Raw genomic sequence first — 25,439 nt, forward strand, 5'->3', positions numbered from 1 at the left:
GACGGCCCGGCAGGAAGCGCCACGACCGCCGCGCGCCGGCCGGTCGATCAGGCGTAGAGGTCCGGGCGCACAGCGAGATCGACGGTCACCCGGCCGCCGTTCTCCAGCGCCCGGACTCCCGCCTCGGCGACGGCGGACGCTGCGTACCCGTCCCAGGCACCGGGCCCGGTGACCCGGCCCGCCCGGGTCGCGTCCACCCAGGCCTGAACCTCGCGGTCGTAGGCGTCGGCGAAGCGTACGAGATAGTCCTGCGCCACCTCCTCGTGCGTGCCGCCCGCCGTCGTCACGACCATGGTGCGCTCGTCCCCGATCCGCGCGCTCCCCGACTCGCACACCGCCTCGCACCCCACCTGGTACCCGAACCCGGAGTTCACGAAGACCTCGACGTCGACCAGCGCGCCGCCGGCCGTCTCGAACAGGACGAACTGGGGGTCGATCAGGCCCTCGGGGGCGTTCGCGGACGGCCGGGGCCGCAGCACGGTCACCGCCGTGAGCTCCTGGCCCAGCAGCCAGCGCGCCGCGTCGATCTCGTGCGAGACGGAGCTGTTGACCAGCATCGCCGAGGTGAAGCCGGGCGGTGAGGCGACATTGCGGTGCGTGCAGTGCAGCATCAGCGGGCGGCCCAGCCGGCCGCTGTCCAGCAGGGACTTGAGGCGCTGGTACTCGGCGTCGTACCGGCGCATGAACCCGACCTGTGCCAGCCGCCGCCCGAGCCGTACCTCCGCCTCCACCACCCGCAGCGCTCCGGCCGACTCCGGTACCAGCGGCTTCTCGCACAGCACCGGCAGGCCGCGCGCGAAGGCCGCGAGCAGGGCCTCCTCGTGCGCGGGGCCCGGGGACGCGATCAGTACGGCCCCCACGCCGGGCGCGTCGAGCGCCGCCTCCGGCTCGGCGTGGACCGACACGCCGTCGACGCCCGCCACCGCCGCCTCGGCGCGAGCGGTGTCGGGATCCGCCACGGCGGCGACCCTCGCGCCGCTCACCACCCGGTCTATACGGCGTACATGGTCGGCTCCCATGTGTCCGGCACCCAGTACCGCCACACCCAACAGCTCACTCACGCGGTGCGCACCTCTCCGACGACTGTCCGGACGCTTCCGTCCCGGTGATCCGATTGTCGGCCGTGGAGATCAATGACGCAGCACCCCGGCCGCTTGCCTTTTCCCGGCTTCAACGGCGGGCCGCTCTGAGCTCGCGGATCAGGGCGCGGACCAAGACGCTGGAGGCCAGCTCCGGCGTGGTGACGTAGCCCACGGAACGGGTCGGGCGCGCGGGTCCGAGATCGGTGATCTCGACGCCGTCCGGTGCTTCGTTCAGCGGGAGCGCGGGCATGATCGCCATGCCGAGACCTCTGCTCACCAGCGAGAGCACCGCTCCGTCGTCCTCGGTCAGGACGGTCGCCTTCGGAATCCAGTCCTGCCCGGCCCACCACCGGCGGGTGCAGGAGCCGCAGTTCTCGTGCCAGTCCACCAGCGGCAGGGAGCGCGGTGCGGGGTGGCCGGCCGGGTGCACCAGCGAGTAGGGCTCCTCGATGAGTACGTCGCCGATGAGCCCGGCGGGCACGGGCGAGGTGGTGCCCATCGTCGCGATGCCCACGTCCGCGCGTCCCTCGGCGACCTCGCCTGCGGTGCCCGCGCCCAGCTCGCGGACGACACGCACCTCCGCTTCGATGCCGGGGTGACGGGCGGTGAGGCGCTCCAGGACGGGCGGCAGCAGGTAGAGGGCGGCGCTACGGAAGGCGGCGATGCGCAGCGGGCCGGCGACCGTGCCCCGCTCGGCGCCGCGGGCCTCCGCGGCCAGGGTGTCCAGGAGCCGCAGGACCCGGCGGGCGTGCGCGGCAGCGGCGGCACCGGCCGCGGTGGGTGTCGCACCCTTGCGGCCCCGCTCGAACAGGACCGCTCCGACCTTGCGTTCCGTCCCGCGCACCTGGGCGTCCTCGGCGGCACCGGCCTGACCGCCTACGTCGGTCTCACCCGCATCGCCGAACTCCGCGAGGGGCAGGACGTGTTCGTCTCGGCGGCGGCCGGCGGTGTGGGCACGGCCACCGGGCGGCGAAGGCCGCCTACCTGACCGAACACGTCGGCTACGACGAGGTCTTCGACTACCACTCGGGCCCGGCGGCCGAACTGCTCGCCAAGGCGGCGCCCGACGGGATCGACCTCTGCATGGACAATGTCGGCGGCGAGCACCTCGAAGCGGCGATCTCCTCGCTGCGCGAGTACGGACGGATCGTGCGGATCGGCACGATCGCCCAGTACAGCAGCACCGGCACGCCCCACGCCCTGCGCAACCTTCCCGACCTGGTCGAGAAGAGCCTGCGCATGGAGGGCTTCCTGGTCCGCGACTACCGTGACGTGCGGGAGGAGTTGTACGAGTTCGTCGTGCCGCACGTGCAGACTGGACGCGTCACGCTCGATGAGACCGTGATCGACGGTTTCGGCGGCATCGTGGACGGGTTCCTGGGGATGCCGCGGCGCGAGAACCAGGGCAAGATCATCGTGCGGGCGGCGGGGGTGGACGTCTGAGGGTGCGGGGCGTCAACAGAAGTCCGCCGCCGAGAAGTTCACCAGCTCAGAAGGAGTCCGGATCGGCGGCTGCCCAGTCCGCCGCCCAGGACGAGGGCGGTTCGGCGAGCAGCACCCCGGGCGCCAGCCACTCGTAGAGCTCCGCGTACGACCGTACGGCCGTGGGATCGACGCGCCGCAGCAGACGGTCGGGCGTGAGGTCGCCCGGATCCCGTACGCCCATCGCGGCCATGATCCGGCTCGCGCCGCGCACGGTGGCCCGCTGGTAGCGGTGTACGCGCTCGGACTTGTCGGCCACGTCCAGCGCGCGGACCCGGCGGGGATCCTGGGTCGCCACGCCCACCGGGCAGGTGTTGGTGTGGCAGCGCTGGGCCTGCAGACAGCCGAGGGCGAACATCATCGCTCGGGCCGCGTTGGTGTAGTCGGCGCCCTGGAGGAGGCGTTTGACGATGTCCGAGCCGGTGGCGACCTTGCCGCTCGCCCCGATCCGGACGCGGTCGCGCAGCCCGGTGCCGACCAGCGCGTTGTGCACCGTGATCAGGCCCTCGGTCAGGGGGGTGCCGATGCCGCCGCCGAACTCCGCGGGCGCCGCGCCGGTGCCGCCCTCCGAACCGTCGACCACGATGAAGTCGGGCGTCACGCCTTCGGCGAGCATCGCCTTGCAGACGGCCAGGAACTGCCGGCGCGAGCCCACGCAGAGCTTGAAGCCGGTCGGCTTGCCGCCCGCCAGCTCCCGCATCCGGGCGATGAACCGCACCAGCTCCCGCGGGGTCGAGAACACCCGGTGGTACGGCGGTGACACCACGGTCCGACCCTCCGGGACATCGCGCGCCCGCGCGATCTCGGCGCTCACCTTCGCCCCCGGCAGGACCCCGCCGACCCCGGGGTCCGCTCCCTGGGAGAGCTTCAGCGACAGGCACTTCACCTCGGGCAGCGCGGCCTTGTCCGCGAACTCCCGCGCCTCGAAGTCCCCTTCGGAGGTGCGGCAGCCGAAGTACCCCGTGCCGATCTCCCAGACCAGGTCGCCGCCGCCCCTCAAGTGGTAGTCCGACAGGCCGCCTTCGCCGGTGTCGTGCGCGAAACCCCCCAGCGCGGCACCCCTGTTGAGCGCCATGATCGCGTTCCCCGAGAGGGCCCCGAAGCTCATCGCGGAGACGTTGAGCAGAGCCATGTCGTACGGCTGGGTGCAGTCGGGGCCGCCGACGCGGACGACAGGCGGCTCGTCCGGCACCTCGACGGGACGCATCGACGGTTCCAGGAACTCGTGGCCCTCCGCGTACACGTCGTGCTCGGTGCCGAACGGCTCCTCGACCTCGACGCCCTTCGCCCGCTCGTACACGAGGGCGCGCACCCGGCGGTCGTAGGGCCGCCCGTCGTGGTTCCGCTCGACGACGTACTGCTGGAGCTTCGGGCGCAGCGCCTCCAGGAGGAAACGGAGATGGCCGGAGAGGGGATGGTTCCGCAGCACGGAGTGACGTCGCTGCCCCAGGTCCCATCCGCCGAGCACGGTCAGCGCCAGCAGGGGGGCCGCCGCGCACCACCACCACGCCGAGACGCCACGGACCAGGAACAGCGCCCCGGCCGCACCGAGGGCGACGAGCAGCAGTGGGAGCATCCGGCGCACACCATGAGTCAATCCCATGGGGACGAAAGCCGCCGATCGGGACGCCCGCGGATCGAGCGCGCCACGGAACGGTCCGCCCGGCGGCCTCCGGCGGGGCCACACCGTCGCGGTCGCCGGGAGGACGCCGGGGACGCGGTCGACGGCGGGCGATGCCTCGGCCGTTCGGGGTACCCCGGGCCCTGTGGGTCAGCCGGCCGGCCGCGTGGCCGGCGGTGCCACCCCGTTGTCCCGCCGCGGTCACCGGGTCCCGCGTGACGCGGTGACCGCCGGTCAGTACGTGTCCGTGTCCTCCGGGCCGCAGGAGCTTCCGCTGGCCGGCAGGGACCCGTACAGCAAGAAGTCGTCGACCTTCTGGTGCACGCACTTCGAGGACGCGTACCCGGTGTGCCCGTCGCCCTTGTTGTCGAGCACCACCGCGGAGGAGCCGAGGCGCCTGGCGGTCTCCAGGGTCCAGCGGTACGGGGTCGCCGGGTCCCCGCGGGTACCCACGAGCAGCATCTTCGACGTGGGTACGTCACGGACCTTGTCGCGTATGTAGTCGGTGCCCTTCGGGCGGCCGTAGCACATCAGCACCTGGGCGAGCCGGTACTGGCCGAAGACGGGCGACGCCTCCTGGTAGGCGGCACGCAGTCCGGCGATCTGCCGGGTGACCTGGTCGGCGCTGGGCCGGTCGGGGTCGTCGGCGCAGTTGATGGCCATCAGGGCGGCGGGGAGATTGTCGAGGGGGACGTCCTCGTCGTCGACGAGTCCGCCGTTCTGCTTCGGCCGCTGCCGGGCGGGCGGGGAGGTACCGGGCAGGGAGGCGCCGCCGTACAGCTGGGTGAGTCCGTGGGTGTCGCCGTCCTGGACCAGGAGGTTGAGGGCCTGTTCGAGGACGGGCCACATCGCCTTGCTGTAGAGCGCCTGGCCGATCGCCCCCACCAGGTCCTGTCCGGTGAACTCCTGGCCGAAGTCCGACGGCACCGGTTCCTCGTCGAGCGACTTGACGAGCTGGACCACCTGCTCGCCGGCGCCGCGCTCATCCTGTCCGAACGGGCAGGCCATGTTCTTCGCGCACCAGGTGATGAAGTCGTCGAGCGCGGTCTGCTGTCCCTCGGCGCCTATGAGGCCCTGCTCGGCCACCGGCTCGGTGAGGGTGTCGACACCGTCGAGCACCATCCGCCCCGTCTTCTTGGGGAACTGGGCCGCGTACACCGCGCCGAGCCGCGTTCCGTACGAGAAGCCGAGATAGTTGAGCTTCTTGTCGCCGAGCGCCTGGCGCATCACGTCCAGGTCGCGGGAGGCGTTGACCGTGCCGATGTGGGGGAGGACGGCACCGGAGTGCCGGGCGCAGGTGTCGGCGGCCTTCTTGACCGCCTTGAGCGCCGCCCGCACGTCGGTGCCGCCGACCGTCGGCCCGAAGATCGCGTCCACACCGTCGCCGCAGCTGACGGGTGAGGACCTGCCGACGCCGCGGGGGTCGAAGGTCACCACGTCGTAGCCGTTCGTCAGGCCCATGAAGTCCTTGCCGCCCGCGGCGAGCCCGGGAATCCCCGCACCGCCCGGACCGCCGAAGTTCAACAGCACCGAACCCCGTGAATGGCCCGTCGCCCGGTAGCGGGCCAGCGCCAGGTCGAGCGTGCCGTGGTCCGGCCGCGCGTAGTCCAGCGGGACGGTGACCTTGCCGCACTGCAGGTCCTCTGGCATGCCGTCGCCCTTGCAGGCCGCCCACGCGACCTTCTGGCCGTAGAAGCGGGACAGGTCCGGCTTGCCGTCGGCGGCCGCCGCCATCGGCAGCCCCGCCGCCAGCAGGGTCAGCGTCGCGGTGGCGGCTCCCGCGACCGCGAAGCGTTGGTGCATGGACAGCATGCCTGCCTCCAGGGTCGCCCTGCGGTGGACCGGCGATACCTCCCGGATCACGATAGGCGCGGCCTCGGGGACACGCCTCTGGGCGAGCGGAACCGGCCGCCGCGCCTTACCCTGCGCGCCGACGTCCTTCGTACGGGGTGCGGCGACAGTTCGAAATAGGTGACGCTCGATGGGGTGAAAGCCCGATAAGCCATAACTCGGATGGATCGCAGGCGTTCTTGGCACTGTGGGCGAGTGCCCGCGAGTTGTCAGGAAGGCAGTGAACGTATGAAACGGGTGACCCGAAATGGTCTGATCGCCGTGGCCGCCGCCTCGGGCGCGCTGGCCGTGGCCATGCCGGCCCACGCCGACTCCGCGGCGAACGGCACGGCGGCAGGCTCGCCCGGCCTGATCTCCGGCAACACCGTCCAGCTCCCCGTGCGTGTTCCCGTGAACCTGTGCGGGAACACGCTGAACGTGGCCGGGCTGTTCAATCCCGCCGCGGGCAACCGCTGCGCCGACGTGAGCGCCGGAGGCGGGGCCGCCGCGTCCGGCGGCGGGACGCACGGCGGAGCCGGTGCGCACGAAGGCGCCGGCACGGGCCGAAACGGCGGTGCGCACGCCGGTGGCGGCGCGGTCGCGCACGGTGGCGGAAAGGATTCACCGGGTGTCCTCTCGGGCAACGGCCTCCAGCTCCCGGTGGATCTCCCGGTCAACGTCAGCGGCAACTCCGTGACGGCGGTCGGCCTGGGCAACGCGTCCGTCGGGAACGAGTCCGCCAACATCTCGGACGGCAAGCCCCGGCAGCCGCACCACCCCGGGAACCCCGCCCCGAGGCCGTCCGCCCCGGACGCCAGGCCGCGGGGGCAGGTCCGGCCGCAGGGCGGGGCTGTGGCCTCCCTCGCCCACACCGGCGCGGACCAGGTGATGCCCGCCATGGCTGCGAGCGCGGCGTTCCTGTTGGGCGGCGCCGTCCTGTACCGCCGGTTCCGGCCCGCCATGGTCCGCTGACACGCGGCGATCACGCACCGGAGGCTCCATCGGACGGGTGACCGGTGGAGCCTCCTCCGCGTCCTCCCTCTATGCGCGCTTCCGCTGCCTCGCTTGCCTCGTCGGAGCGTGTCAGGGCGCGGCGTCGAGGAGGTCGAGTGCGCTCTGCTGCCGGGCCGCGTCGGTGAGGTCCAGGGGACCGGACCAGCGAAGACCGTACTGGTCGAGCGGGTCGCGGTCCCCGGCGTGGGCGGCGTCGGCCTGCCGCCCCAGATAGGCCGAGTACGGATGGCCGGGGAGCGCGGCGTTCAGCCGGCCGAGACCGCGTACATGGGCCCCCTTGAAGGACGGCCCGTCGGCCCCGCAGTCGCCGCTCTCGCACGGGTCCCGCAGGATCCCGCCCGCCGTGTTGAGCGACGGGGACGTGGTGGCCGCGTCGGCGATCTGCCGGGCCGTGTCGAGCGTCCCGCTGTCGCCGGTCGCGCGGTTCAGTTCGGTGAGCGCCCCCAGGAGCACACCCTGGTTGTACGACCACACGGTGCCGCCGTTGTTCCGGCAGGTCGACAGGTCGACACCGTCGTTCACCAGGTGCGAAGAGTTCACCATGCCCGTCGACCGGAACCAGGACCAGCCGGCCAGCGCCCGCGAGAGATAGGCGCTGTCACCGGGGGTCCGGTTGTGCAGGGCCGCGTTGAGCTGGATGTACAGCGAGTTGGCGATGGCGTTCTTGTACGTCCTGGCGGTGCTCCACCACACCCCGCCGCCGCAGGTCGTGTCCCAGTACGCCGCCATGTGATCGGCGTCCACGCGCGCGGTGCTCAGATAGCGGCTGTCGCCGGTCAGGTCGTACGCGGCCACCCAGGCGAGTCCCCACCAGCCGGTGTCGTCGAGGTAGTCGTTGCGGAACTGCCCTCCCTGCGCCCCGAGTTGAAGGTCGTAGGTGCGGGCGATCGCGTACTTGTAGCTGCCCATGCCGGTCACCCGGATGTTGTCGATCAGGGCCGTGAGCGCGTTCGCGGAGTTCCACCATCCGGTCGTGGCGAAGAGTCCGGTGGAGTTGTCGTAGAACATCATCTGGGCCGTCGCGGCGGCCGTACGCCGGTCGCCCGCGTTCCAGGTCGTACGCGCCCAGGGGGTGCACGCGATGTCGGTGCGGTCCCCGGCCTTGCCGCAGGCCCGCAGGGCGCCGACACCGAGGTTGCCCCAGTCGTCGACGTTGTACATCAGCGTGCGCCAGCCGCGCTGACCCGTCGGCACGGAGGTGTCCCCGAGCCGGCTGCCCGAACTCCAGGTGCGGCCACCGTCGAAGGAACGGTCGAGCCACACCTCGTCGCCGGGGCTGCCGTTGTCGAGCGACGCCCAGCCCATCGCGTCCGTGTCGTCGAAGTGCAGGGTGATGGCGCGGGAGAAGACAGTGGCGGACACCGGGGCGCGGTCCTGCGGCGCGAGGGCGGGGTCACGGGTGTCGCAGTACTTGTTGCATATGGACGCGGCGGCCGACGCGGTGGTGGCCGGGGCGACGGTGGCCGAGGCTCCGGAACTGGGTCCGGCTTCGGCGGCGGGTGCGGGGAGCGCCAGCGCTGCGGAGAGCGCCAGGAGAACGGGAACGGCTCGTCGCAGACTGTGGGACAACGTTGTCTTCACGGTCGACCTCTGTTCGGGAGAGGGTCGGTGGGGGACCGGAGGGGGTCCGTGGGGGACCGCAGGGGGTCGGCGGGAGACCAGAGGGGGTTCGGACCGGAGGGTGGTTCGGTGGGGACCGAGAGCGCTCCCGGAAGTTAGTCGCGTGACGGGTGCGCGTCAATAAGGGTGTGGGTGTCGCGTGCACCCCGTCCGGGCGCGCGCGGCCCGGCGCCGGCATCGCGTCGGCCGACCCGCGTGGCGCGATGGCGGAACGCGTCGGCCCGCCCGCATTCACGGTGGCGGCAAGGCGTGGGCCTGCCCGCACAGCGCGGCGCCGGTATGGCGTGGGCCCACCCGCGGCGCTCGGTGCCGGCACGGCGTGGGCCGCTTCGGGCGCGTGGGCCGAAGTGGCCGAATCCCGTCCCGCGGGCGGCGCCCGTCGCTGCGATCGGCACGGAGATCGGGAAGGATGCTGCGCGTGCGACCGGCCGGCGCACCCCGCGATCCGTGATCGGCCGGCGCACCCCGCGACCGGTCGGCGGCCGGCGCGGCTCCCGACCCGTATGCATTGGAGCGCCCCCATGACCTCTCCGGGACCCGACGGCCTCGTCGTCAGCCAGGCCACGCTCGACGAGTGGAAGCTGGTCGGCGGCTGGGCGGCGGACGAGGGATGGAATCCCGGGCTCTCCGACAGCGCGAGCTTCTTCACCCAGGATCCCGGGGGCTTCTTCCTCGGACGCGTCGACGGGGAGCCGGTCTCGGCCATCTCGGTGGTCAACTACGGCGCCGACTACGCCTTCCTGGGCTTCTACCTCGTACGCCCCGATCTGCGCGGGAACGGCTACGGTGTCGCCACCTGGGAGGCGGCCCTCGCCCACGCGGGTGACCGGACCGTCGGCCTCGACGGAGTGGTCGCGCAGCAGGACAACTACCGCAAGTCGGGTTTCGAACTCGCCTACCGCACCGTCCGGTTCACCGGTGTGGCCCCGGTGGGGGAGGAGCCGTCGGGAGTCCGGGCGGCCGAGCGGGCGGATCGCGCGGCCATCACGGCGTACGACAGCGCGTGCTACCCCGCCGACCGGCCGGAGTTCCTGGACTCGTGGCTGGCCGCCCCCGGGCACCGCACCTTCGTCCGGCACACCGGCGACGGGCACCTGAGCGGGTACGCCGTGATCCGTCCGGCGCGTGACTCCCTGCGGATCGGCCCGCTGTTCGCGGACACCGCCGACGACGCCCGCGCCCTGTTCGCCGCGCTGGCCGCCGACGCGGGCGGGAGGGCGCTCGCCATCGACGTGCCCGAGACGAACGCGGCGGCCCTCGCGCTAGTCGAGGAACTCGGCCTGGTTCCCTCCTTCGAGACGGCCCGGATGTACACCGGGCCGGTCAGGGCGTTCGCGGGGGCACGGGTCCACGGGGTCACTTCGCTCGAACTCGGGTAGCTCGGATGCCCGGTCGGTGGTCGCGGCGGCCGGACCCCGTCAGCCGGCCAGTTCCCGGGCGCGCTGAGCCGCCTCACGCACCGAAGCGCGGTGCACGGGTCCGTGTCCGGGAAGCAGTACGTCGGCGGCGAGGGCCTCGATGCGTTCGAGTGAGGCGAGGGCCCCGGCGCGCTCGGTGTCGAACATCCTGGGCAGCAGCTGCGGGCCCTGTATCCGTGAGGTGGGGTGGCCGCTCACCAGGGCGTCACCGGAGATCAGCACTCCGGCGTCCGGCAGGTGGTAGACGCAGTGGCCGGGTGTGTGGCCGGGCGTGTGCACCGGGACCGGCCGGCCGGGCAGATCGAGCGGGCCCTCGTGCGGGAAGGCCTCGGGCTTCGTCATCGTCACGTCCGCCGTGCCGCCGGAGCGGATGGCGTGCACCGCCCAGGGCAGCACACCGGGGCGCCACGCCTGTCGCATGATCTGCCCGATGCTCACCTGGTGGAGGAACTCGCGGCGCGCGTGCGGCACTTCGGTCTCGTGCAGCCGGACCGGGGTCCCGTAGGTGCTGTTCAGGAACTCGGCGGAGCCGAGGTGGTCACTGTGCGCGTGGGTGATGAGCACGGCGGTCACGGCCTCGGGCGCGTGGCCGAGGGTCTTCAGCGAGGCCAGGAGTTCCTCGCGGTCGCCGGGATACCCCGTGTCGATGAGGGTGACGGAGTCGCCCTCGGACAGCACCACCCAGTTCGTGTTGCTGCCGTGCACGAGATGGACTCCGGCGGCTGCCTCGACGATCGCTTCCTCGCTCATGACCATCCTGACGTTGGATATCTGCTGGTGCCCATGGGGCCCTGACAGGGCGAAAGGTATCGCGAGCGTGTGCCCGGCGTCGTACGGCCGCCACTCCCCGCCCGGTTCGCCCTCCCCGCCCTGTTCGTCCTCTTCGGCGTCGTCGGCGTCGTCGGCGTCGTCGGCGCCCGGGTCCCGGCGCGGTTGCTTCAGCGACGTGGTGAACGGGCCGTGCCTTCGCCCCGGACGCCCGTGCCGTCGGTGAAGGAGGCCTCGAAGGTGAACGGCCCTTTAAGGCAAGGGACTTGACGCGGCCCGGCCGAGGCGCTGCCATATGGCGAGCCGCGTTGACTTTTGTTCGACTCTGCGAACAAACCCTTCAAGGGAGAGCCGTATGCCCCCTCTTTCGAACATGCTGTGTCTGGTACGCCTTCTCAGACGCATGGGTGTCCAAGGAGCCGTCCTGCTCCTCGTCGTAGCCGCACTGACCGGACTCGGCCGTCCGGCCGCGCCGTTCGGGGCCGAACCGGCCGCGGTCGCCACCAGCCAGGCCGGAGTCACCCCGGCCCCGATGGGCTGGGCGTCCTGGAACAGCTTCGCCAGCGCCGTCGACTACGCCACCATCAAGGCCCAGGCGGACGCCCTCGTCTCCTCCGGCATGGCCGCCGCCGGATACAAGTACGTCAACATCGACGAGGGCTGGTGGCAGGGCGCCCGCGACAGCGGCGGCAACATCAGCGTCGACACCGCCCAGTGGCCCGGCGGCATGAAGGCCATCGCCGACTACATCCACGGCAAGGGTCTCAAGGCCGGCATCTACACCGACGCCGGGAAGAACGGCTGCGGTTACTACTACCCGACTCCCTCCACGAAGCCGGCCACCCCCGGCACCGGTCTTGAGGGGCACGACCAGCAGGACCTCCAGACCTTCCAGAACTGGGGCTTCGACTTCGTCAAGGTCGACTGGTGCGGCGGGGACGCCGAGGGCCTCGACCAGGAGACGACGTACAAGGCGATCCGCGACGCGAACACGGCCGCCACCGCGGTCACCGGACACGCGCTCGTCCTGTCGTTGTGCGAATGGGGTACGGGCAACCCGTGGAACTGGGCCGCCGGCACCGGTGACATGTGGCGCACCAGTACCGACATCGTCTACTGGCCCGACAACCCCTCGATGACGAGCGTCCTCGCGAACTTCGACAAGTCGCTGCACCCCGCCGCCCAGCACACCGGCTTCTACAACGACCCCGACATGATGACCGTCGGCATGACGGGCCTGAGCGCCGCCCAGAACCGCACCCACATGGGACTGTGGGCCATCTCCGGCGCACCGCTGCTCGCGGGCAACAACCTCGCCACCATGAGCTCGTCGACCGCGTCGATCCTCACCGACTCCGAGGCCGTCGCGATCGACCAGGATCCGCGCGGACTCCAGGGCGTCAAGGTCGCCGAGGACACGACGGGCCTTCAGGTCTACAGCAAGGCCCTCGCCGGCACGGGCAAGCGCGCGGTCCTGCTGCTGAACCGCACCTCCGCCGCCGCCGACATCACCGCCCGCTGGGCGGACATGGGCCTGACCACGGCCTCCGCCACGGTCCGCAACGTGTGGTCGGCCACCAACGCCGGTTCCTACGCGACGAGTTACACCACCAGCGTGCCCGCGGGCGAAGCCGTCCTGCTCACCGTCGGCGGCACCGAGGGCGCCGGGACGACGTACGAGGACACCACCTCGGCCACGACGCCGGCCTTCACCGGCGTCAGCGCGGCCGCCGCCGGCACGGAACTCGTCGACATCAGCTACGCCAACGGCGGTTCCACGGCCCGCAGGGCGACCCTCCAGGTCAACGGCCAGTACGCGCAGACCCTCGCCTTCCCGCCCACCGGGTCGTCGACCACGTACCGCACCGTGTCCGTCCTCGCCTCCCTGGCGAAGGGCTCCAACACGCTGGCCTTCGCGGCCTCGGGCACCGCGCCCGACGTGGACGCCGTCACGGTCCGCGCCCTCCCCGGTACCAACGGCACCGCGATCGTCGGCACCGGCTCCGGGCGCTGCCTCGACTTCCTCAAGAGCGCCATCGCCAACAACACCCAGGCCGAACTGTGGGACTGCGGCGGAGGCCAGAACCAGACGTTCACCGCCACCTCGCGCGGCGAACTCGTCGTCTACGGCAACAAGTGCCTGGACGCCTACGACAGCGGGACCGCGAACGGCACTCGGGTCGTCCTGTGGGACTGCAACGGCGGCACCAACCAGAAGTGGACCGTCAACTCCAGCGGCACCATCACCAACAAGGTCTCGGGCCTCTGTCTCGACGCGTCGGGCAACGGCACGGCGAACGGGACCGCCGTCGTCCTGTGGTCGTGCAACGGGGGAACGAACCAGCAGTGGAGCCGCAACTGACCGAACCAGCTCGCTGCCGAGGCCAGTTGACGCCGATGGGCGAGTGAGCGGGCCGGGGAAAACCCGGTGCGCGCCCCGCGCCCGGTTCCCTACACTCGCCACGGAATCACACGCCGCCCCTTCCGGTGCCGTGTGTGTCGTGACGAACGAGGGGAGCCGGGCCGTGCGTTACCGCACCGCTGTCGTCGTTCCCCGGTCACAGTACGAGGTGATCCTCGTGTCTCCGTGGGCCCGGGACCGGCTGCGCGGCCGGAACCGGATGCCCGCGACGACCTTCTGACCTCCGCCCGCACGGTGGCGACCGTATGCCCGGTCGCCGAGCACCCTGCCCGCCGGAGGCCCGTCACCGCCTGAACTCAGGTGTGTCGTCCGGGAATCGCGCCGACCCGTCTCCGGATCGTCCGAAAGGCCCTGGGCCGTGCGTACCGACCTGCACCGTCACCTCACCGACCCCGTCACCGACCCGCTCGCCGCCGTCCGCAACCTGGGCATCCTCGCCCACGTCGACGCCGGGAAGACCACCGTCACCGAACGGATCCTCTACCTCACCGGGACCACCCACAAACGGGGCGAGGTCCACGACGGCACCACCGTCACCGACTTCGACTCCCAGGAGCGCGACCGTGGCATCACCATCTTCGCCGCGGCCGTCAGCTGCGCCTGGGACGGCCACCGGATCAACCTGATCGACACCCCGGGCCACGTCGACTTCTCCGACGAGGTGGAGCGCTCGCTCCGCGTCCTCGACGGCGCCGTCGCGGTGTTCGACGCCGTGGCGGGCGTGGAACCGCAGAGCGAGTCGGTGTGGCGACGGGCCGACCGGCACGGCGTACCGCGGATCGCCTTCGTGAACAAGCTGGACCGGGCCGGCGCCGACCTCGACACGGCGGTGGCGTCGATCCGGGAACGGCTGCATCCGGCGCCGCTGGTCGTCCAGTTGCCCATCGGCACGGAGGACGCCTTCACGGGCGTGGTCGATCTGCTGCGGATGCGTGCGCTGGTGTGGGCCGACGGCGCCGACTCGGCCGAGGAGATCCAGGTCCCGCGGGACCTGCTGGAGGAGGCCCGACGGCGACGCAGACTGCTGGAGGAGGCGGTGGCGGAGCTCCACCCGGTCGCCCTGGAGGAGTTCTGCGACCGCTCCACGCTCTCGGCACGGACCCTTTCGACGGCGCTCCGCGACCTGACCCGTACCGGCGAGGGCGTGGTGGTGCTGTGCGGCTCGGCCTACCGCAACCGCGGGATCGAACCGCTGCTGGAGGCCGTCGTGGCCTACCTGCCCTCGCCGCTCGACGTGCCCGCGGTCCGTGGGACGTACGGCGGCGCGGAGCAGGAGAGGGCGGCGGACCCCGAAGCGCCTTTCGCGGGGCTGGTGTTCAAGGTGAACGCCACCGCGACCGGACGGATGACGTATCTGCGTGTCTACGCGGGCACGGTCGAGAAGGGACAGGCGGTGCTGGACGTGGGCACGGGACGCACCGAGCGGATCGGACGGATCCTGCGGGTCCGGGCCGACCGCCACGCGGAGCTGGAGCGCGCGGTGGCCGGTGACATCGTCGCCGTGATCGGGCCGAAGTCCGCCCGGGCCGGGGCGACCCTGTGCGCCCCCGCGGCGCCGTTGCTCCTCGAACCGCCGGTCGTCGCCGATCCGGTGGTGTCCGTGGCGGTCGAGGCGCGCAGGAGCACCGAGACCGACCGTCTGGTGTCGGCGCTGGCGCGGCTGGTCGAGGAGGATCCCTCGCTGGTCGTCCGCACCGACCCCGAGACCGGGCAGACGGTGCTCTCGGGCATGGGAGAACTGCATCTGGAGGTGGCGGTGGAGAAGATCCGGCGCGCCCACGGGCTCGACGTCGCCGTCGGGCGGCCGAGGGTGGCCTACCGCGAGACGGTGGCCCGCGGGGTGTCGGGTCTGGTGTACCGGCATGTCAAACAGGACGGTGGCGCTGGGCAGTTCGCCCATGTCGTCCTCGACGTGGAACCGCTGGGGACCGACCCCGGCGGCGTTGAGGGGAGTCCGGCGGGCTTCGAGTTCCGTTCGACGGTCGTCGGCGGCCGGGTGCCGCAGGAGTACGTCCGTGCCGTGGAGGCGGGCTGCCGGGACGCGCTCGCCGAGGGTCCCCTCGGCGGTCACCCGGTGACCGGGCTGCGCGTCACCCTCACGGACGGGGCGACCCATGCGAAGGACTCCTCGGAGATGGCGTTCCGTACGGCGGGCCGGTTCGGGCTGCGTGCGGCGCTGCGCGCCAGTGCCGTGGTCCTGCTGGAACCGGTGGTCGAGGTCACCGTCACCGTGCCCGAGGACGCCGTGGGCGGGGTGCTCGGCGACCTCGCGGCCCGGCGCGGCCGGGTCTCCGGCTCGCTCACCCGGGTGGGTACGTCGGTGATCACCGCCACCGTGCCGCTGGCCGAACTCTTCGGCTACGCGACCCGGTTGCGCAGCCGGACCCAGGGCCGGGGCGTCTTCACCACCCGCCCCACCGGCCTGGCCCCGGCGCCCTCGCAGGGGGCACCGGCCCGGTAACCGCGAACGGTCCCGCTCCTGCGACGGCCCGCCCCGACAAGGGCGGGGCCGTCCTCACTCCCCGCGACCTGAGCGGGGCCGCCCTTCGCCGAGGAAGGGCCGAGGACAGCCGTCCGTGTCCTCAACGGCGGGCGCGGTCCCGGGTCTCGCGGGGCGGGCGGACGAACTGGAGTTCCAGCGCGGCCGGTGGCGCGGCGACGCCGGGCTGTCTGTCAGCACGTGAGCTGGCGGTGGCGGCCCCTCGGGCGGCGGAAACACCGTGGCACGGGCCGGCGCGACCGAGGACGGGATCGTCAACTCCCTTGTGCGGCGCGGGAATTCTGGCAGACGGGCGTGCGAGGGCGGCGGAGCCGCGTCCGGCCGGCCGCCGGTCCGCGCGCACGACGAGACGTTGCGGGGACCTGGCGGCGAGGGAGGCCACCGCCGGACGGGCGAGGAGAGACATACGGGTCCGTTCGTCGGGCGCTACTCGAAGTCGCAGCCGGGGTTGGGGGCGTCCTCGGAGAGGGGCGCGCCGTGCGGCAGTACATAGAGCACGTCCAGGACCAGCGGCTTCCTGCCGAGGTTGCGTCCGATGTGGACGTTCGTGGGTCCGGGCGGCTCGGTGAGGGAGTCGCCGGTCCGGTAGAAGCCGTCCTTCGCGCACGTCGAGTCGAAGTGGCTGAGGGTGCCCTGCTTGACGTATCCGTACAGCGGGCCGTCGTGGTAGTGCCAGCCGGTCGCCTGGCAGGGCGGGACGGTTATCTCCCGGAGGATGTAGTCCGTGCCGCCGACGGTGGTCTGCGCGATGACCTTGCCGCTGACCCCGGGGCCGGGAGGAGTCGCGTGAGCGGGGGCGGCTACGAAGGCCAGGCACAGGGCGGCGATTCCCGCCGACCCGGTACGGAGCGAGGCGCGCATTCGGTAAGTCCCTTCGGACGAGGGTGAGTTGGTGTTCGCGCTGTCGGGCGTGCCGCATCCGGGGCCGGGATCCCGGAGTCCGGGTGGCGCGCGGAGCGGGGCGGGCCGCCGTCGGCCCTTCGGACCGCGGCGGTCGAGGTTCATGGTGAGGCCGTCCCTCACGCACCACAAGCGGTGGCGGCAGACGGTCGGAACGCCTGCCAGGCCGACGCCGGGACCGCTAGGCCGACAGCAGGGTCGCGCGGTCCCGGCGTCGGGTCCACGCCGTCCACTCCGGACCCGCTCGGTCTACTCCGGACCCGTCCGGTCTACTCCGGCCCGGGTGGCCGGCGTAGGTCCCGCGCGACCCGTCGAAGCATGTCGGCAACATACCGAACAAAATTGTTGACAATCTTGTTGGTCTAGATTTACGTTCGACAGGCACTCACTCAGGGAGGGCAGCAATGCAGAAGGAAGCCCGTCCAGGCACCGGCGAGCAGGCCAAGCAGCACGCGTTGGTGCAACTGCGGCAGGCGATTCTGCGCGGAGACATGGCACCGGCCCAGCGGCTGGTGGAGAACGAACTCGCCGAGCAGTTCGGTGTCACCCGGGCCAGCGCGCGGGCGGCACTGATCGAGCTGGAATCGGAGGGGCTGGTCGAGCGGATCCGTAACCGCGGATCACGCGTCCGGGTGGTGACCGTGGAGGAAGCGGTCGCCATCACCGAGTGCCGTATGGCGCTCGAAGGGCTCTGCGCCGCCAAGGCGGCCGCCCTGGCCACCGACGACCAGCTCGCGGAACTGGCGGACCTGGGCGCCGCCATGGTCAAGGCGGTCGCCGACGGCGAACCGGTCACCTACTCCGAGCTCAACCACGAAGTGCACGCCCGGATCAGGGAGTTCTCCGGCCAGCAGACGGCCGTCGGACTCCTGGAACGGCTCAACGCCCAACTGGTGCGCCACCGCTTCCAGTTGGCGCTGCGCCCCGGTCGTGCGCAGCAGTCCCTGAGTGAACACCTGGCCATGATCGAGGCGATCGGGGCCAGGGACCCGCAGGCGGCCGAAGCGGCCGTCCGCGCTCACCTCGGCAGTGTGATCGAAGCGCTGCGCGACTGACGTGCCGCGCGGCGACGCGCGGCAGGACGGACAGCCGAGGCGGGCGCTCACCTGTCCACCAAGGAGATCGCAGCAATGACGCACGGCAACGCGCCCGCCGCCCCCGAGCCCTCGGCCCCGCCCGGGCAGGGGGGACGCCCATCACGATCGACCCTGGTCGTCACCGCGCACGCCGGGGACTTCGTTTGGCGGGCCGGGGGAGCCATCGCCCTGGCCGCCTCCCGGGGGGAGAAGGTCACCATCGCGTGCCTGACCTTCGGCGAGCGCGGCGAGTCCGCGAAGGCCTGGCGTGAGGGCAGGAAGCTCGACGAGATCAAGGCGATACGCCGCGAGGAGGCCGAGAAGGCCGCCGCCAGCCTCGGCGCCGCGGTCCGCTTCTTCGACGCCGGCGACTACCCGCTGACCGCCACCCCCGAGCTCACCGACCGCCTGGTGGCGCTCTACCGCGAGACCCAGCCGGACGTCGTGCTCACCCACCCGGCCGAGGACCCGTACAACGGCGACCACCCGGCCGCCAACCGCATGGCGCTGGAGGCCCGGGTGCTGGCCCAGGCCATCGGCTACCCCGGCGAGGGCGAGATCATCGGCGCCCCGCCGGTCTTCTGCTTCGAGCCCCACCAGCCCGAGATGAGCGGCTTCAGGCCCGAAGTGCTCCTCGACATCACCGAGGTGTGGGAGACCAAGCGCAAGGCGATGGAATGCCTCGGCGCCCAGCAGCACCTGTGGGACTACTACACCGACCTCGCCGTACGCCGCGGGGTCCAGCTCAAGCGCAACGCCGGCCCCAACCTGGGCCTGGCCCACAACACCCGGGCCGAGGCGTACATGCGCCCCTTCCCGCAGATCGCCAGGGAGCTGGCATGAGCGGCGTGATCGTCACCGATCCACCTAAGGCGGACGCGAAGGACGTCGAGGTGATCGCCGGGTACGGCACCGCGACCGTGCACGAGGCGATGGGCCGCACCGGCCTCCTCGGCACCCGTCTGCGCCCCATCCAGCAGGGCGTCCGTGTCGCGGGCACCGCTGTCACCGTGCTGTCCTGGCCCGGAGACAACCTCATGATCCACGCCGCCGTCGAGCAGTGCGGTGCGGGCGACATCCTGGTCGTCACCACCACCTCACCCTCCACCGACGGCATGTTCGGCGAACTGTTCGCCACCGCCCTGCACCGGCGCGGCGTGCGCGGCCTGGTCATCAACGCGGGCATCCGGGACACCGCCGAACTGCGCGACATGGCATTCCCCGCCTGGTCCGCGGCGGTCAGCCCGCAGGGCACCGTGAAGGCGACCGGCGGCTCCGTCAACGTCCCGGTGGCCCTCGGCGGCCAGATCGTCCGGCCCGGCGACGTGATCCTCGCCGACGACGACGGCGTGGTGTGCGTGCCCCGCGAGGACGCCCGCCGTGTCGCCGAGGCGTCCGAGGCCCGTGAACGGAAGGAAGCCCTGGCCCGCGCCGCCTTCCTCGACGGCGAACTCGGCCTGGACCGCTACGGGTTGCGCGACACCCTCGTACGCCTGGGTGTGACCTACAAGTCGTACGACGAGTACGTCCGGGACGGAGCCGCGCCGTGAGCGGGCCCGAAGAGGTGCGCTGCATGCTGCTGCGCGGCGGCACCTCCAAGGGCGCCTACTTCCTGGCCGGGGACCTGCCCGCCGACCCCGTCGAACGCGACGACCTGCTGCTGCGTGTGATGGGCAGTCCCGACCCGCGCCAGATCGACGGTCTGGGCGGCGCGCACCCGCTGACCAGCAAGGTGGCCGTGGTCTCGGTCTCCGTCGACCCCACCGCCGATGTCGACTACCTGTTCCTCCAAGTCGCCGTCGACAAGGCGGAGGTGTCGGACCGTCAGAACTGCGGCAACATCCTCGCCGGGGTCGGCCCGTTCGCCGTCGAACGCGGACTCGTCGAGCCGGGGGAGGGCCGTACGTCGGTACGCGTCCGCATGGCCAACTCGGGGGACCTCGCGCTCGCGAGCTTTCCCACCGAGGGCGGGCGCGTGGTCTACGAGGGCTCCGCCGAGATCTCCGGAGTACCGGGGACCGCGGCCCCCGTGGTGATCGAATTCCCGCGGGGGAGCGCCCCGTTGCTGCCCACCGGCCATGCCCGGGACCTCGTCGCCGACACTCCGGTGACCTGCGTGGACAACGGCATGCCGACCGTGCTGATCGCCGCGACCTCGCTGGGCGTCACCGGGTACGAGACGCCCGAGGACCTGGAGGCGGATCGGGCTCTGGCCGCCCGGCTCCGCGAGATCCGCCTGGAGGCGGGCAAGTCGATGGGCCTCGGAGACGTCGAGAACGCCACCGTGCCCAAGCTGACCCTGCTCGCTCCGCCCCGCTCCGGCGGAGCCGTCATGACCCGCACCTTCATCCCGGTGCGCTGCCACACCTCCATCGGTGTCCTCGGCGCCGCGAGCGTCGCCGCAGGGCTGTGCGTCGAGGGCGGCGTCGGGCACGCCGTGGCCCGCCCGCCCGAACGGGGCGACCGGCTGCGTATCGAACACCCCACCGGATTCCTCGACATCGAGGCCGGTGTCGAGTACGGCCCCGGGGACGCCGCTCCCGTGGCCCGGCGCACCGCCGTCGTCCGCACCGCACGCAAGATCTTCGACGGCACGGTCTTCCCCCGGCCGGCCGGAGCCGCACAACACTGAGGAGGCCCCATGGCCCCGCCGCTCGGCGACATCGCGCACCTCGGACACGTCGAACTGCTCACCCCCGACCTGGACGCCAGCGTCCGGTTCTTCACGGACTACCTCGGCCTGACCGAGAACGGCCGCTCCGGAGACTCCGTCTACCTGCGTACCTGGGACGACTACGAGCACCACAGCCTGACCCTGACCGCCCATACGACCTCGGGCATTCGCCGCACCGCGCTGCGCGCCTCCAGCGAGGAGGCCCTTCACCGCCGGGTCAAGGAGATCGAGAGCGCGGGCCGCGAGGGCCGCTGGGTGAACGACGAGCCCGGCCTCGGCCCGCTCTACGTCACCACCGACCCCGACGGCCACGGACTCGCCCTGTACTGGGAGAGCGAGTGGTATCAGGCACCCGACCATCTGAAGCCCGGTCTCAAGAACCAGCCGCAGGCCAAGCCCGGCCACGGGGTCGGCGTACGGCGCCTGGACCACGTGAACTACCTCGCCTCCGACGTCGCCGCCAACGGAGACTTCGTCCGCGACGCGCTCGGGGCCCGCCCGACCGAGCAGATCCAGCTCGACAGCGGCCGTATCGCCGCCCAGTGGCTGACCTTCAGCAACAAGTCGTACGACGTCGTCTACACGGAGGACTGGACGGGTTCGAGCGGACGCCTGCACCACATCGCGTTCGCCACGGACACCCGTGAGGACATCCTGCGCGCCGCCGATCTCGCCATCGACACCGGTGTGTTCATCGAGACGGGCCCGCACAAGCACGCCATCCAGCAGACGTTCTTCCTGTACGTCTACGAACCCGGCGGCAACCGGGTCGAGTTGTGCAACCCGCTCACCCGCCTCGTCCTGGCCCCCGACTGGCCGCTCATCACCTGGACCGAGGACGAGCGGAAGAAGGGGCAGGCCTGGGGCCTGAAGACCATCGAGTCCTTCCACACCCACGGCACACCGCCCATCGGCTGACCGGCCGCTGGGGCTCCCTGTCGGGCGGTCAACCATGCGACCAATTCCAGCCGGTGCATACGTGCGGCGGCATCGAACGCGTGCCGCCCGTGCGGGCTTTCACCTGCCTCCCAGCCGCCCGTGCCACGGTCACGGAGGGGGCCTGATCGTTTCCTTGATTGTTGACAAAAGCATTGACGTTCTCGGAGCGCACTCCTCAGCGTCTGTCGCACACTCGGGTCAGCCGCACGAGCCGCGTCGACCCGCACCCCCGATCCCCTTCCAGGGCCACGCCTCCTGGACGAGAGGAACAACGATGTCGTGTCGACCGCCGTGTTCTCCCTGGCCTCCGCGGTCTGTGCCTCGGCTTCCAGCCTCGGCGTCTTCAGCCTCGGCCGCTTCCTGGCCGGCCTCGGCCCCTGGCTCGGCGGTCAGCTGCTCGCCACCGGCTCGACCACCGCGGGCTTCACCGCCTTCGCCCTCGCGGGCGTCTTCTCCCTGGTGTTCGTCAGCCTGACCGGCCTGCGCCGCGTCCAGGTGACGCCCCCGGCCTCCGTGCGACACCAGGAGCTGACCGTCACCGGCTGACCGGAGCGGCATGGAAACCGCGTCCGGGCGGGGCCTGACAAAGGGTCCGCCCGGACGCCCTCGTGTCCGGGCCGCGCCGAAGGGGAGGAGCCGATCCGTACCGGGGAGCCGCCCCTACGAGAGCACCCCTCCCTGCCGCCGGGCCCGGGCACCCCCGGCCGCCAGGCCCAGGTGCCCGGCCCGACCACCCATGGAGCACTTATTCCCGTTGCCCCGTTCGTCCCGGGGTGCTGGAGTGACCCCATGGATCACGTTGCGGTACTGGCCCTCTTCGACCGGGATATGAGGGAACGCGCACGGCCCGACGCGCCGGGCGCCCGGGTCGAGCGCGTCGGCAAGGTGGTGCGCCAGTTCGGCGCCGACAAGGGCTGGAACGGGGTGCTCTGGTCCGACCTGGACGAGACGAGCGCCGACGCGGCCATCGCCGCGCAGGTGCGGTTCTTCTCCGGGCCCGGCGGCGGCTTCGAGTGGAAGCTGTACGGGCACGACCGGCCGGAGGACCTGGGGCAGCGGCTGCGGGCGGCGGGCTTCGTCGCCGAGCCCGAGGAGACGCTGATGATCGCCGAACTGGGCGATCTGGCCCTCGACGCCGAACCGCCCGAGGGCGTACGGCTGCTGCCGGTCACCGACAGCGCGGGCGTCGCCCTCGTGGCCGACGTCCATGAGCAGGCCTTCGGCGGCGACAGCACTCTGCTGCGCCACCAACTGCTCGCCCAGCTCACGGGCGACGCGGACACGGTCGTCGCCGTCGTGGCCCTCGTCGGCGACGTCCCCGTCAGCGCGGCCCGCATGGAACTCCTGCCGGGGGCCCGGTTCGCCGGGCTGTGGGGCGGTGGCACCGTCGAGGCCTGGCGGGGCCGCGGTATCTACCGCGCCCTAGTCGCCCACCGCGCCCGGGTCGCGGCGGAGCGCGGCTACCGTTACGTCCAGGTCGACGCCTCCAGCCAGAGCCGCCCCATCCTCGCCCGGCTGGGCTTCCAGCCGCTCACCACGACCACCCCGTACGTCTACCAGGGGTGAGGTGCCGTCCGCGGTTCGCGGGAGCGGCCGGGGCCGATGTCACATCCCCGCGTCCGTGATCCGTCGCATCGGTATGACAACGAACCAGAGCGTTCTCCTGGCCGGCGCGAGCGGTGTCCTCGGCCGGCACATCACCCGGGCCCTGACGGAAGCGGGCCACAAGGTCACCGGTCTCGGCCGCGGCCCCGCCAGCGACGTCCGGGCCGATCTGACGGACCGCGACGCGCTGCTGCGGGCCGTCGACGGACAGCACTACGACACGGTCGTGCTGGCCGCGACCGCCCTGCGCAAGGCACCTGTGCGTCACCGCGACATGCACGCGACCGACGCCCTGCGCGTCGACGGCACCGCCCACCTGATCGAGGCGGCGCGGGCCACCGGCGCACGTCGGCTCGTCGCCGAGTCGATGGTCTTCGGATACGGGTACGGCGATCACGGGGACCATGTCGTCACCGAGTCCGACACGTTCGGCCCGCAGGGGACCACGTTCGAACTGGAACGGCACATCGCGGCCATGCGCATCAAGGAGCGACTCGTCTTCGGGGCTGCCGGTCTGGAGGGGATCGCGCTGCGCTTCGGCCTCTTCTACGGCGCGGGCGGCACCGACGCCCTGCTGCCCATGCTGCGCGGAAGGCGGCTCCCCGTGGCCGACGACCACGGCCGGGTCCTGCCCTGGGTCGACCTCGCGGACGCGGCCCGCGCGGTGGCCGCCGCCGTGGAACTCGGCCGCCCGGGTCAGGCGTACAACGTCGCCGACCGTACGCCGCTGGGTTTCGCGGCCCATGTCCGGGCCGTGGCCGAGGAGTTCGGCCTGCCGAAGCCGATGACCGTACCGCTGTGGATGATGAAGCCCATGGCGTACGCGCATGTCGTGATGCGCACGACTCTCCGGGTCTCGTCGGCGAAGGCGGAGCGGGAACTGGGCTGGACGCCCGCGCACCCGTCCGCCTACGACGGTCTGGCCGCACTCAAGGCAGCCGCCCGACCCTGAAGCGGCCCCTCGTCGGTTCTCAGAGGTCCAGCCGGTACTCCAGTTCCCGATGCGTGGGCCGGTAGCCGAGGGTGTCGTTGATGCCGATCATGGGCGCGTTGCTGTCGGCCGTGTCGGTCAGCAGGCCGGCGAGTTCCGGGTACCGCAGAAGGGTCCGGCGGATCGACTCCGCCTTCATCCACAGCCCGAGGGCGTGGCCGCGGTGCTCGGGCAGGACACCCGTTCCGTAGTGCTGGGCGTCACCCCGGCCGTCGCCCGGTACGACGAGTTCCGAGAATCCGACGACGGAGCCGTCCGAGCGGTCCACCACGGCCACCGTGTGGAGCGCGTCGCCCCGTTCGAGGACGACCTCGGCCACCGCCACGACCCGCTCCACGTCCCAGACGCCGATCCCGTGGTCGCTGTCCTCCATCGGCATGTCGTCCATGGCCCGCCGGGAGTCCGCGTAGGTGTGCGCCAGCTCGGGCGGCACGACGCCGTCCCAGTGCGTCAACTCGTAGCCCGGGTGCGGGCTTTCGGCGATCCGGGTCACGGACCGGAGGTCCGCTTCCGGCAGCGGGAGGCGGGCGAACGTCAGGGCCAGCACCCGGCGGAACCCGCGCGCCGCGAGAAACCCGTCGCCGGGGGAGCCGGCCCCGGCCCGGGACACCAGTGACCGCCGTCCGTCACTCCGCGCGGCGGACACGGCGGCGTCCAGGAGAGCGCCACCGACTCCCGTGCGCCGTTCGGCGGGGTGTACGGCGATCTCCAGCTCGGCGCGATGGTCCTGGCCCTCCCCGGTGAACAGCCGGAGGAACGCCGAGCCCACCGGGACTCCTTCGGCGTCCGAGGCAAGCCAGGCCAGACGCCGGCTCGACGCGGTGGCCTCGGGATCGGTCAACGGCGTGATGCGTGGCGGCAAGGTCTCTCCGTGGCGTCGGGCGTACGGGTGCGAAGCCCGCAGACCGTAGCCGCACGCACCCGCGCCCCGCAACGGAATTCAGCGGCGCCACCACGCGGGTCAACCGGCACTCCGCACCAGGTCGCCCCAGACTTGTCTGCTGAGCCCCGACCGATGAGCCCGGGCTGATCAGCACGGACTGATGAGCCCGGGCTGATGAGCCCGGGCCGATCAGCACCGGCCGATGAGTCCCCTCCGCTCGGCACCGGCTGTTGGAGGGCCGAGCGCTCGGCACCGTCCGCTGGAGGGGGCTGTCCGCTCAGCCCGGTCCGCTGGTGCCCCGCGGTTCAGTGCCGCCCCCTCGTCCGGTCCAGTGCCACGACGCCCAGTGCGGCCAGGCCGATCTGGATGAGCCACTCGATCCAGTCGACGCCCTTGGTGTCGGCTACGCCGAACGCGGCGGCGACCCCCGACCCGATGAAGGCGGCCACGATGCCGACCACGATCGTCCACAGGATGCCGATGCGCTGGCGTCCCGGCACGACGAGCCGGCCCAGTACACCGATGATGATGCCGATGAGGATGGCACTGATGATGCCCGAGATCTCCATCTCCGCCCCTCTTGGTCGGTCCCCCGCAGTTATGTATCTGCCCAC

The 25,439-nt window shown here is 72.1% G+C and carries 21 protein-coding genes and 1 pseudogene; 13 read left to right on the top strand and 9 right to left on the bottom strand.

Features of this window, described 5'->3' with window-relative positions:
- Nucleotides 1-47: 47 nt before the first annotated feature.
- Both ACZ6KY_RS20630 and ACZ6KY_RS20635 read right to left on the bottom strand, forming a co-directional pair.
- Nucleotides 48-1,061: a Gfo/Idh/MocA family protein gene (locus ACZ6KY_RS20630; RefSeq protein ID WP_469311723.1), complete on the bottom strand. Its 1,014-nt coding sequence runs from the start codon at nt 1,059-1,061 to the stop codon at nt 48-50.
- Nucleotides 1,062-1,170: 109 nt separating this feature from the next.
- Nucleotides 1,171-2,001, bottom strand: coding sequence for a LysR family transcriptional regulator (locus ACZ6KY_RS20635; protein ID WP_469311865.1), 831 nt, complete (start codon nt 1,999-2,001; stop codon nt 1,171-1,173).
- On the opposite strand from ACZ6KY_RS20635, the pseudogene ACZ6KY_RS20640 reads away from it, so the two are divergent.
- Nucleotides 1,921-2,525: pseudogene (locus tag ACZ6KY_RS20640) on the top strand (zinc-binding dehydrogenase); the annotation flags it as partial. The gene ACZ6KY_RS20635 and the pseudogene ACZ6KY_RS20640 sit on opposite strands and share 81 nt — an antisense overlap.
- 46 nt (nt 2,526-2,571) lie before the next feature.
- Here the strand turns inward: ACZ6KY_RS20640 and ACZ6KY_RS20645 are convergent.
- A complete protein-coding gene (locus ACZ6KY_RS20645) occupies nt 2,572-4,140 on the bottom strand; it encodes an FMN-binding glutamate synthase family protein (protein ID WP_469311724.1) in 1,569 nt (522 codons plus the stop codon).
- Nucleotides 4,141-4,419: 279 nt separating this feature from the next.
- Nucleotides 4,420-5,997 carry an alpha/beta hydrolase gene (locus ACZ6KY_RS20650; protein WP_469311725.1) on the bottom strand — a complete coding sequence of 526 codons (1,578 nt, stop codon included), beginning with the start codon at nt 5,995-5,997 and terminating at the stop codon, nt 4,420-4,422.
- A 267-nt stretch (nt 5,998-6,264) separates the two neighbouring features.
- Here ACZ6KY_RS20650 and ACZ6KY_RS20655 point away from each other — a divergent pair, with 267 nt between their 5' ends.
- A complete protein-coding gene (locus tag ACZ6KY_RS20655; RefSeq protein WP_469311726.1) occupies nt 6,265-6,987 on the top strand; it encodes a chaplin in 723 nt (240 codons plus the stop codon).
- Nucleotides 6,988-7,098: 111 nt separating this feature from the next.
- Here the strand turns inward: ACZ6KY_RS20655 and ACZ6KY_RS20660 are convergent, their stop codons facing one another.
- A complete protein-coding gene (locus ACZ6KY_RS20660) occupies nt 7,099-8,610 on the bottom strand; it encodes a glycoside hydrolase family 76 protein (protein ID WP_469311727.1) in 1,512 nt (503 codons plus the stop codon).
- Nucleotides 8,611-9,170: 560 nt separating this feature from the next.
- On the opposite strand from ACZ6KY_RS20660, the gene ACZ6KY_RS20665 reads away from it, so the two are divergent.
- Nucleotides 9,171-10,028 (top strand): GNAT family N-acetyltransferase, encoded by an 858-nt coding sequence (locus tag ACZ6KY_RS20665; protein ID WP_469311728.1) that lies wholly within the window; start codon nt 9,171-9,173, stop codon nt 10,026-10,028.
- A gap of 39 nt (nt 10,029-10,067) precedes the next feature.
- Here ACZ6KY_RS20665 and ACZ6KY_RS20670 read toward each other — a convergent pair whose 3' ends face one another.
- Complete coding sequence (locus ACZ6KY_RS20670; RefSeq protein ID WP_469311729.1) at nt 10,068-10,817, bottom strand: MBL fold metallo-hydrolase; 750 nt, start codon at nt 10,815-10,817, stop codon at nt 10,068-10,070.
- 373 nt (nt 10,818-11,190) lie between these two features.
- Here ACZ6KY_RS20670 and ACZ6KY_RS20675 point away from each other — a divergent pair, with 373 nt between their 5' ends.
- Both ACZ6KY_RS20675 and fusA read left to right on the top strand, forming a co-directional pair.
- Nucleotides 11,191-13,197: an RICIN domain-containing protein gene (locus ACZ6KY_RS20675; RefSeq protein WP_469311730.1), complete on the top strand. Its 2,007-nt coding sequence runs from the start codon at nt 11,191-11,193 to the stop codon at nt 13,195-13,197.
- A gap of 418 nt (nt 13,198-13,615) precedes the next feature.
- Entirely contained in the window at nt 13,616-15,718 is a 2,103-nt protein-coding gene (fusA, locus tag ACZ6KY_RS20680; protein WP_469311731.1) for an elongation factor G, read from the top strand.
- 465 nt (nt 15,719-16,183) lie between these two features.
- On the opposite strand, the gene ACZ6KY_RS20685 is transcribed toward fusA, so the two are convergent.
- Nucleotides 16,184-16,618, bottom strand: coding sequence for a cupin domain-containing protein (locus ACZ6KY_RS20685; RefSeq protein ID WP_469311732.1), 435 nt, complete (start codon nt 16,616-16,618; stop codon nt 16,184-16,186).
- 443 nt (nt 16,619-17,061) lie between these two features.
- On the opposite strand from ACZ6KY_RS20685, the gene ACZ6KY_RS20690 reads away from it, so the two are divergent.
- From ACZ6KY_RS20690 to ACZ6KY_RS20725, 8 genes are all read left to right on the top strand, one after another.
- Nucleotides 17,062-17,712 (top strand): GntR family transcriptional regulator, encoded by a 651-nt coding sequence (locus ACZ6KY_RS20690; protein ID WP_469311733.1) that lies wholly within the window; start codon nt 17,062-17,064, stop codon nt 17,710-17,712.
- 75 nt (nt 17,713-17,787) lie between these two features.
- On the top strand, nt 17,788-18,576 hold the full coding sequence (locus ACZ6KY_RS20695) for a PIG-L deacetylase family protein (RefSeq protein ID WP_469311734.1): 789 nt from the start codon (nt 17,788-17,790) through the stop codon (nt 18,574-18,576).
- Nucleotides 18,573-19,283: a 4-carboxy-4-hydroxy-2-oxoadipate aldolase/oxaloacetate decarboxylase gene (locus ACZ6KY_RS20700; protein ID WP_469311735.1), complete on the top strand. Its 711-nt coding sequence runs from the start codon at nt 18,573-18,575 to the stop codon at nt 19,281-19,283. Before ACZ6KY_RS20695 ends, ACZ6KY_RS20700 begins: the two co-directional genes overlap by 4 nt.
- Complete coding sequence (locus ACZ6KY_RS20705; RefSeq protein WP_469311736.1) at nt 19,280-20,365, top strand: 4-oxalomesaconate tautomerase; 1,086 nt, start codon at nt 19,280-19,282, stop codon at nt 20,363-20,365. The genes ACZ6KY_RS20700 and ACZ6KY_RS20705 overlap by 4 nt, the downstream gene beginning before the upstream one ends.
- A gap of 9 nt (nt 20,366-20,374) precedes the next feature.
- Complete coding sequence (locus ACZ6KY_RS20710) at nt 20,375-21,325, top strand: catechol 2,3-dioxygenase (protein ID WP_469311737.1); 951 nt, start codon at nt 20,375-20,377, stop codon at nt 21,323-21,325.
- A gap of 300 nt (nt 21,326-21,625) precedes the next feature.
- Nucleotides 21,626-21,892 carry a hypothetical protein gene (locus ACZ6KY_RS20715; protein ID WP_469311738.1) on the top strand — a complete coding sequence of 89 codons (267 nt, stop codon included), beginning with the start codon at nt 21,626-21,628 and terminating at the stop codon, nt 21,890-21,892.
- A 243-nt stretch (nt 21,893-22,135) separates the two neighbouring features.
- Nucleotides 22,136-22,912 (top strand): GNAT family N-acetyltransferase, encoded by a 777-nt coding sequence (locus tag ACZ6KY_RS20720; protein ID WP_469311739.1) that lies wholly within the window; start codon nt 22,136-22,138, stop codon nt 22,910-22,912.
- A 73-nt stretch (nt 22,913-22,985) separates the two neighbouring features.
- Entirely contained in the window at nt 22,986-23,903 is a 918-nt protein-coding gene (locus ACZ6KY_RS20725; RefSeq protein WP_469311740.1) for an NAD-dependent epimerase/dehydratase family protein, read from the top strand.
- A 19-nt stretch (nt 23,904-23,922) separates the two neighbouring features.
- Here the strand turns inward: ACZ6KY_RS20725 and ACZ6KY_RS20730 are convergent, their stop codons facing one another.
- Both ACZ6KY_RS20730 and ACZ6KY_RS20735 read right to left on the bottom strand, forming a co-directional pair.
- Nucleotides 23,923-24,804, bottom strand: coding sequence for a GNAT family N-acetyltransferase (locus ACZ6KY_RS20730; protein WP_469311741.1), 882 nt, complete (start codon nt 24,802-24,804; stop codon nt 23,923-23,925).
- Between the two features lie 326 nt (nt 24,805-25,130).
- Entirely contained in the window at nt 25,131-25,394 is a 264-nt protein-coding gene (locus ACZ6KY_RS20735; protein ID WP_469311742.1) for a GlsB/YeaQ/YmgE family stress response membrane protein, read from the bottom strand.
- Nucleotides 25,395-25,439 lie beyond the last annotated feature (45 nt).

This window comes from Streptomyces sp. NPDC042002 (genome assembly GCF_055588305.1).

Coding starts and splice junctions, on each gene's coding strand:
- ACZ6KY_RS20645 (WP_469311724.1), bottom strand. CDS start 4,140: ATGCTCCCACTGCTGCTCGTCGCCCTCGGTGCGGCCGGGGCGCTGTTC.
- ACZ6KY_RS20650 (WP_469311725.1), bottom strand. CDS start 5,997: ATGCTGTCCATGCACCAACGCTTCGCGGTCGCGGGAGCCGCCACCGCG.
- ACZ6KY_RS20655 (WP_469311726.1), top strand. CDS start 6,265: ATGAAACGGGTGACCCGAAATGGTCTGATCGCCGTGGCCGCCGCCTCG.
- ACZ6KY_RS20665 (WP_469311728.1), top strand. CDS start 9,171: ATGACCTCTCCGGGACCCGACGGCCTCGTCGTCAGCCAGGCCACGCTC.
- ACZ6KY_RS20670 (WP_469311729.1), bottom strand. CDS start 10,817: ATGAGCGAGGAAGCGATCGTCGAGGCAGCCGCCGGAGTCCATCTCGTG.
- ACZ6KY_RS20675 (WP_469311730.1), top strand. CDS start 11,191: ATGCCCCCTCTTTCGAACATGCTGTGTCTGGTACGCCTTCTCAGACGC.
- ACZ6KY_RS20685 (WP_469311732.1), bottom strand. CDS start 16,618: ATGCGCGCCTCGCTCCGTACCGGGTCGGCGGGAATCGCCGCCCTGTGC.
- ACZ6KY_RS20690 (WP_469311733.1), top strand. CDS start 17,062: ATGCAGAAGGAAGCCCGTCCAGGCACCGGCGAGCAGGCCAAGCAGCAC.
- ACZ6KY_RS20695 (WP_469311734.1), top strand. CDS start 17,788: ATGACGCACGGCAACGCGCCCGCCGCCCCCGAGCCCTCGGCCCCGCCC.
- ACZ6KY_RS20700 (WP_469311735.1), top strand. CDS start 18,573: ATGAGCGGCGTGATCGTCACCGATCCACCTAAGGCGGACGCGAAGGAC.
- ACZ6KY_RS20710 (WP_469311737.1), top strand. CDS start 20,375: ATGGCCCCGCCGCTCGGCGACATCGCGCACCTCGGACACGTCGAACTG.
- ACZ6KY_RS20720 (WP_469311739.1), top strand. CDS start 22,136: ATGGATCACGTTGCGGTACTGGCCCTCTTCGACCGGGATATGAGGGAA.
- ACZ6KY_RS20725 (WP_469311740.1), top strand. CDS start 22,986: ATGACAACGAACCAGAGCGTTCTCCTGGCCGGCGCGAGCGGTGTCCTC.
- ACZ6KY_RS20735 (WP_469311742.1), bottom strand. CDS start 25,394: ATGGAGATCTCGGGCATCATCAGTGCCATCCTCATCGGCATCATCATC.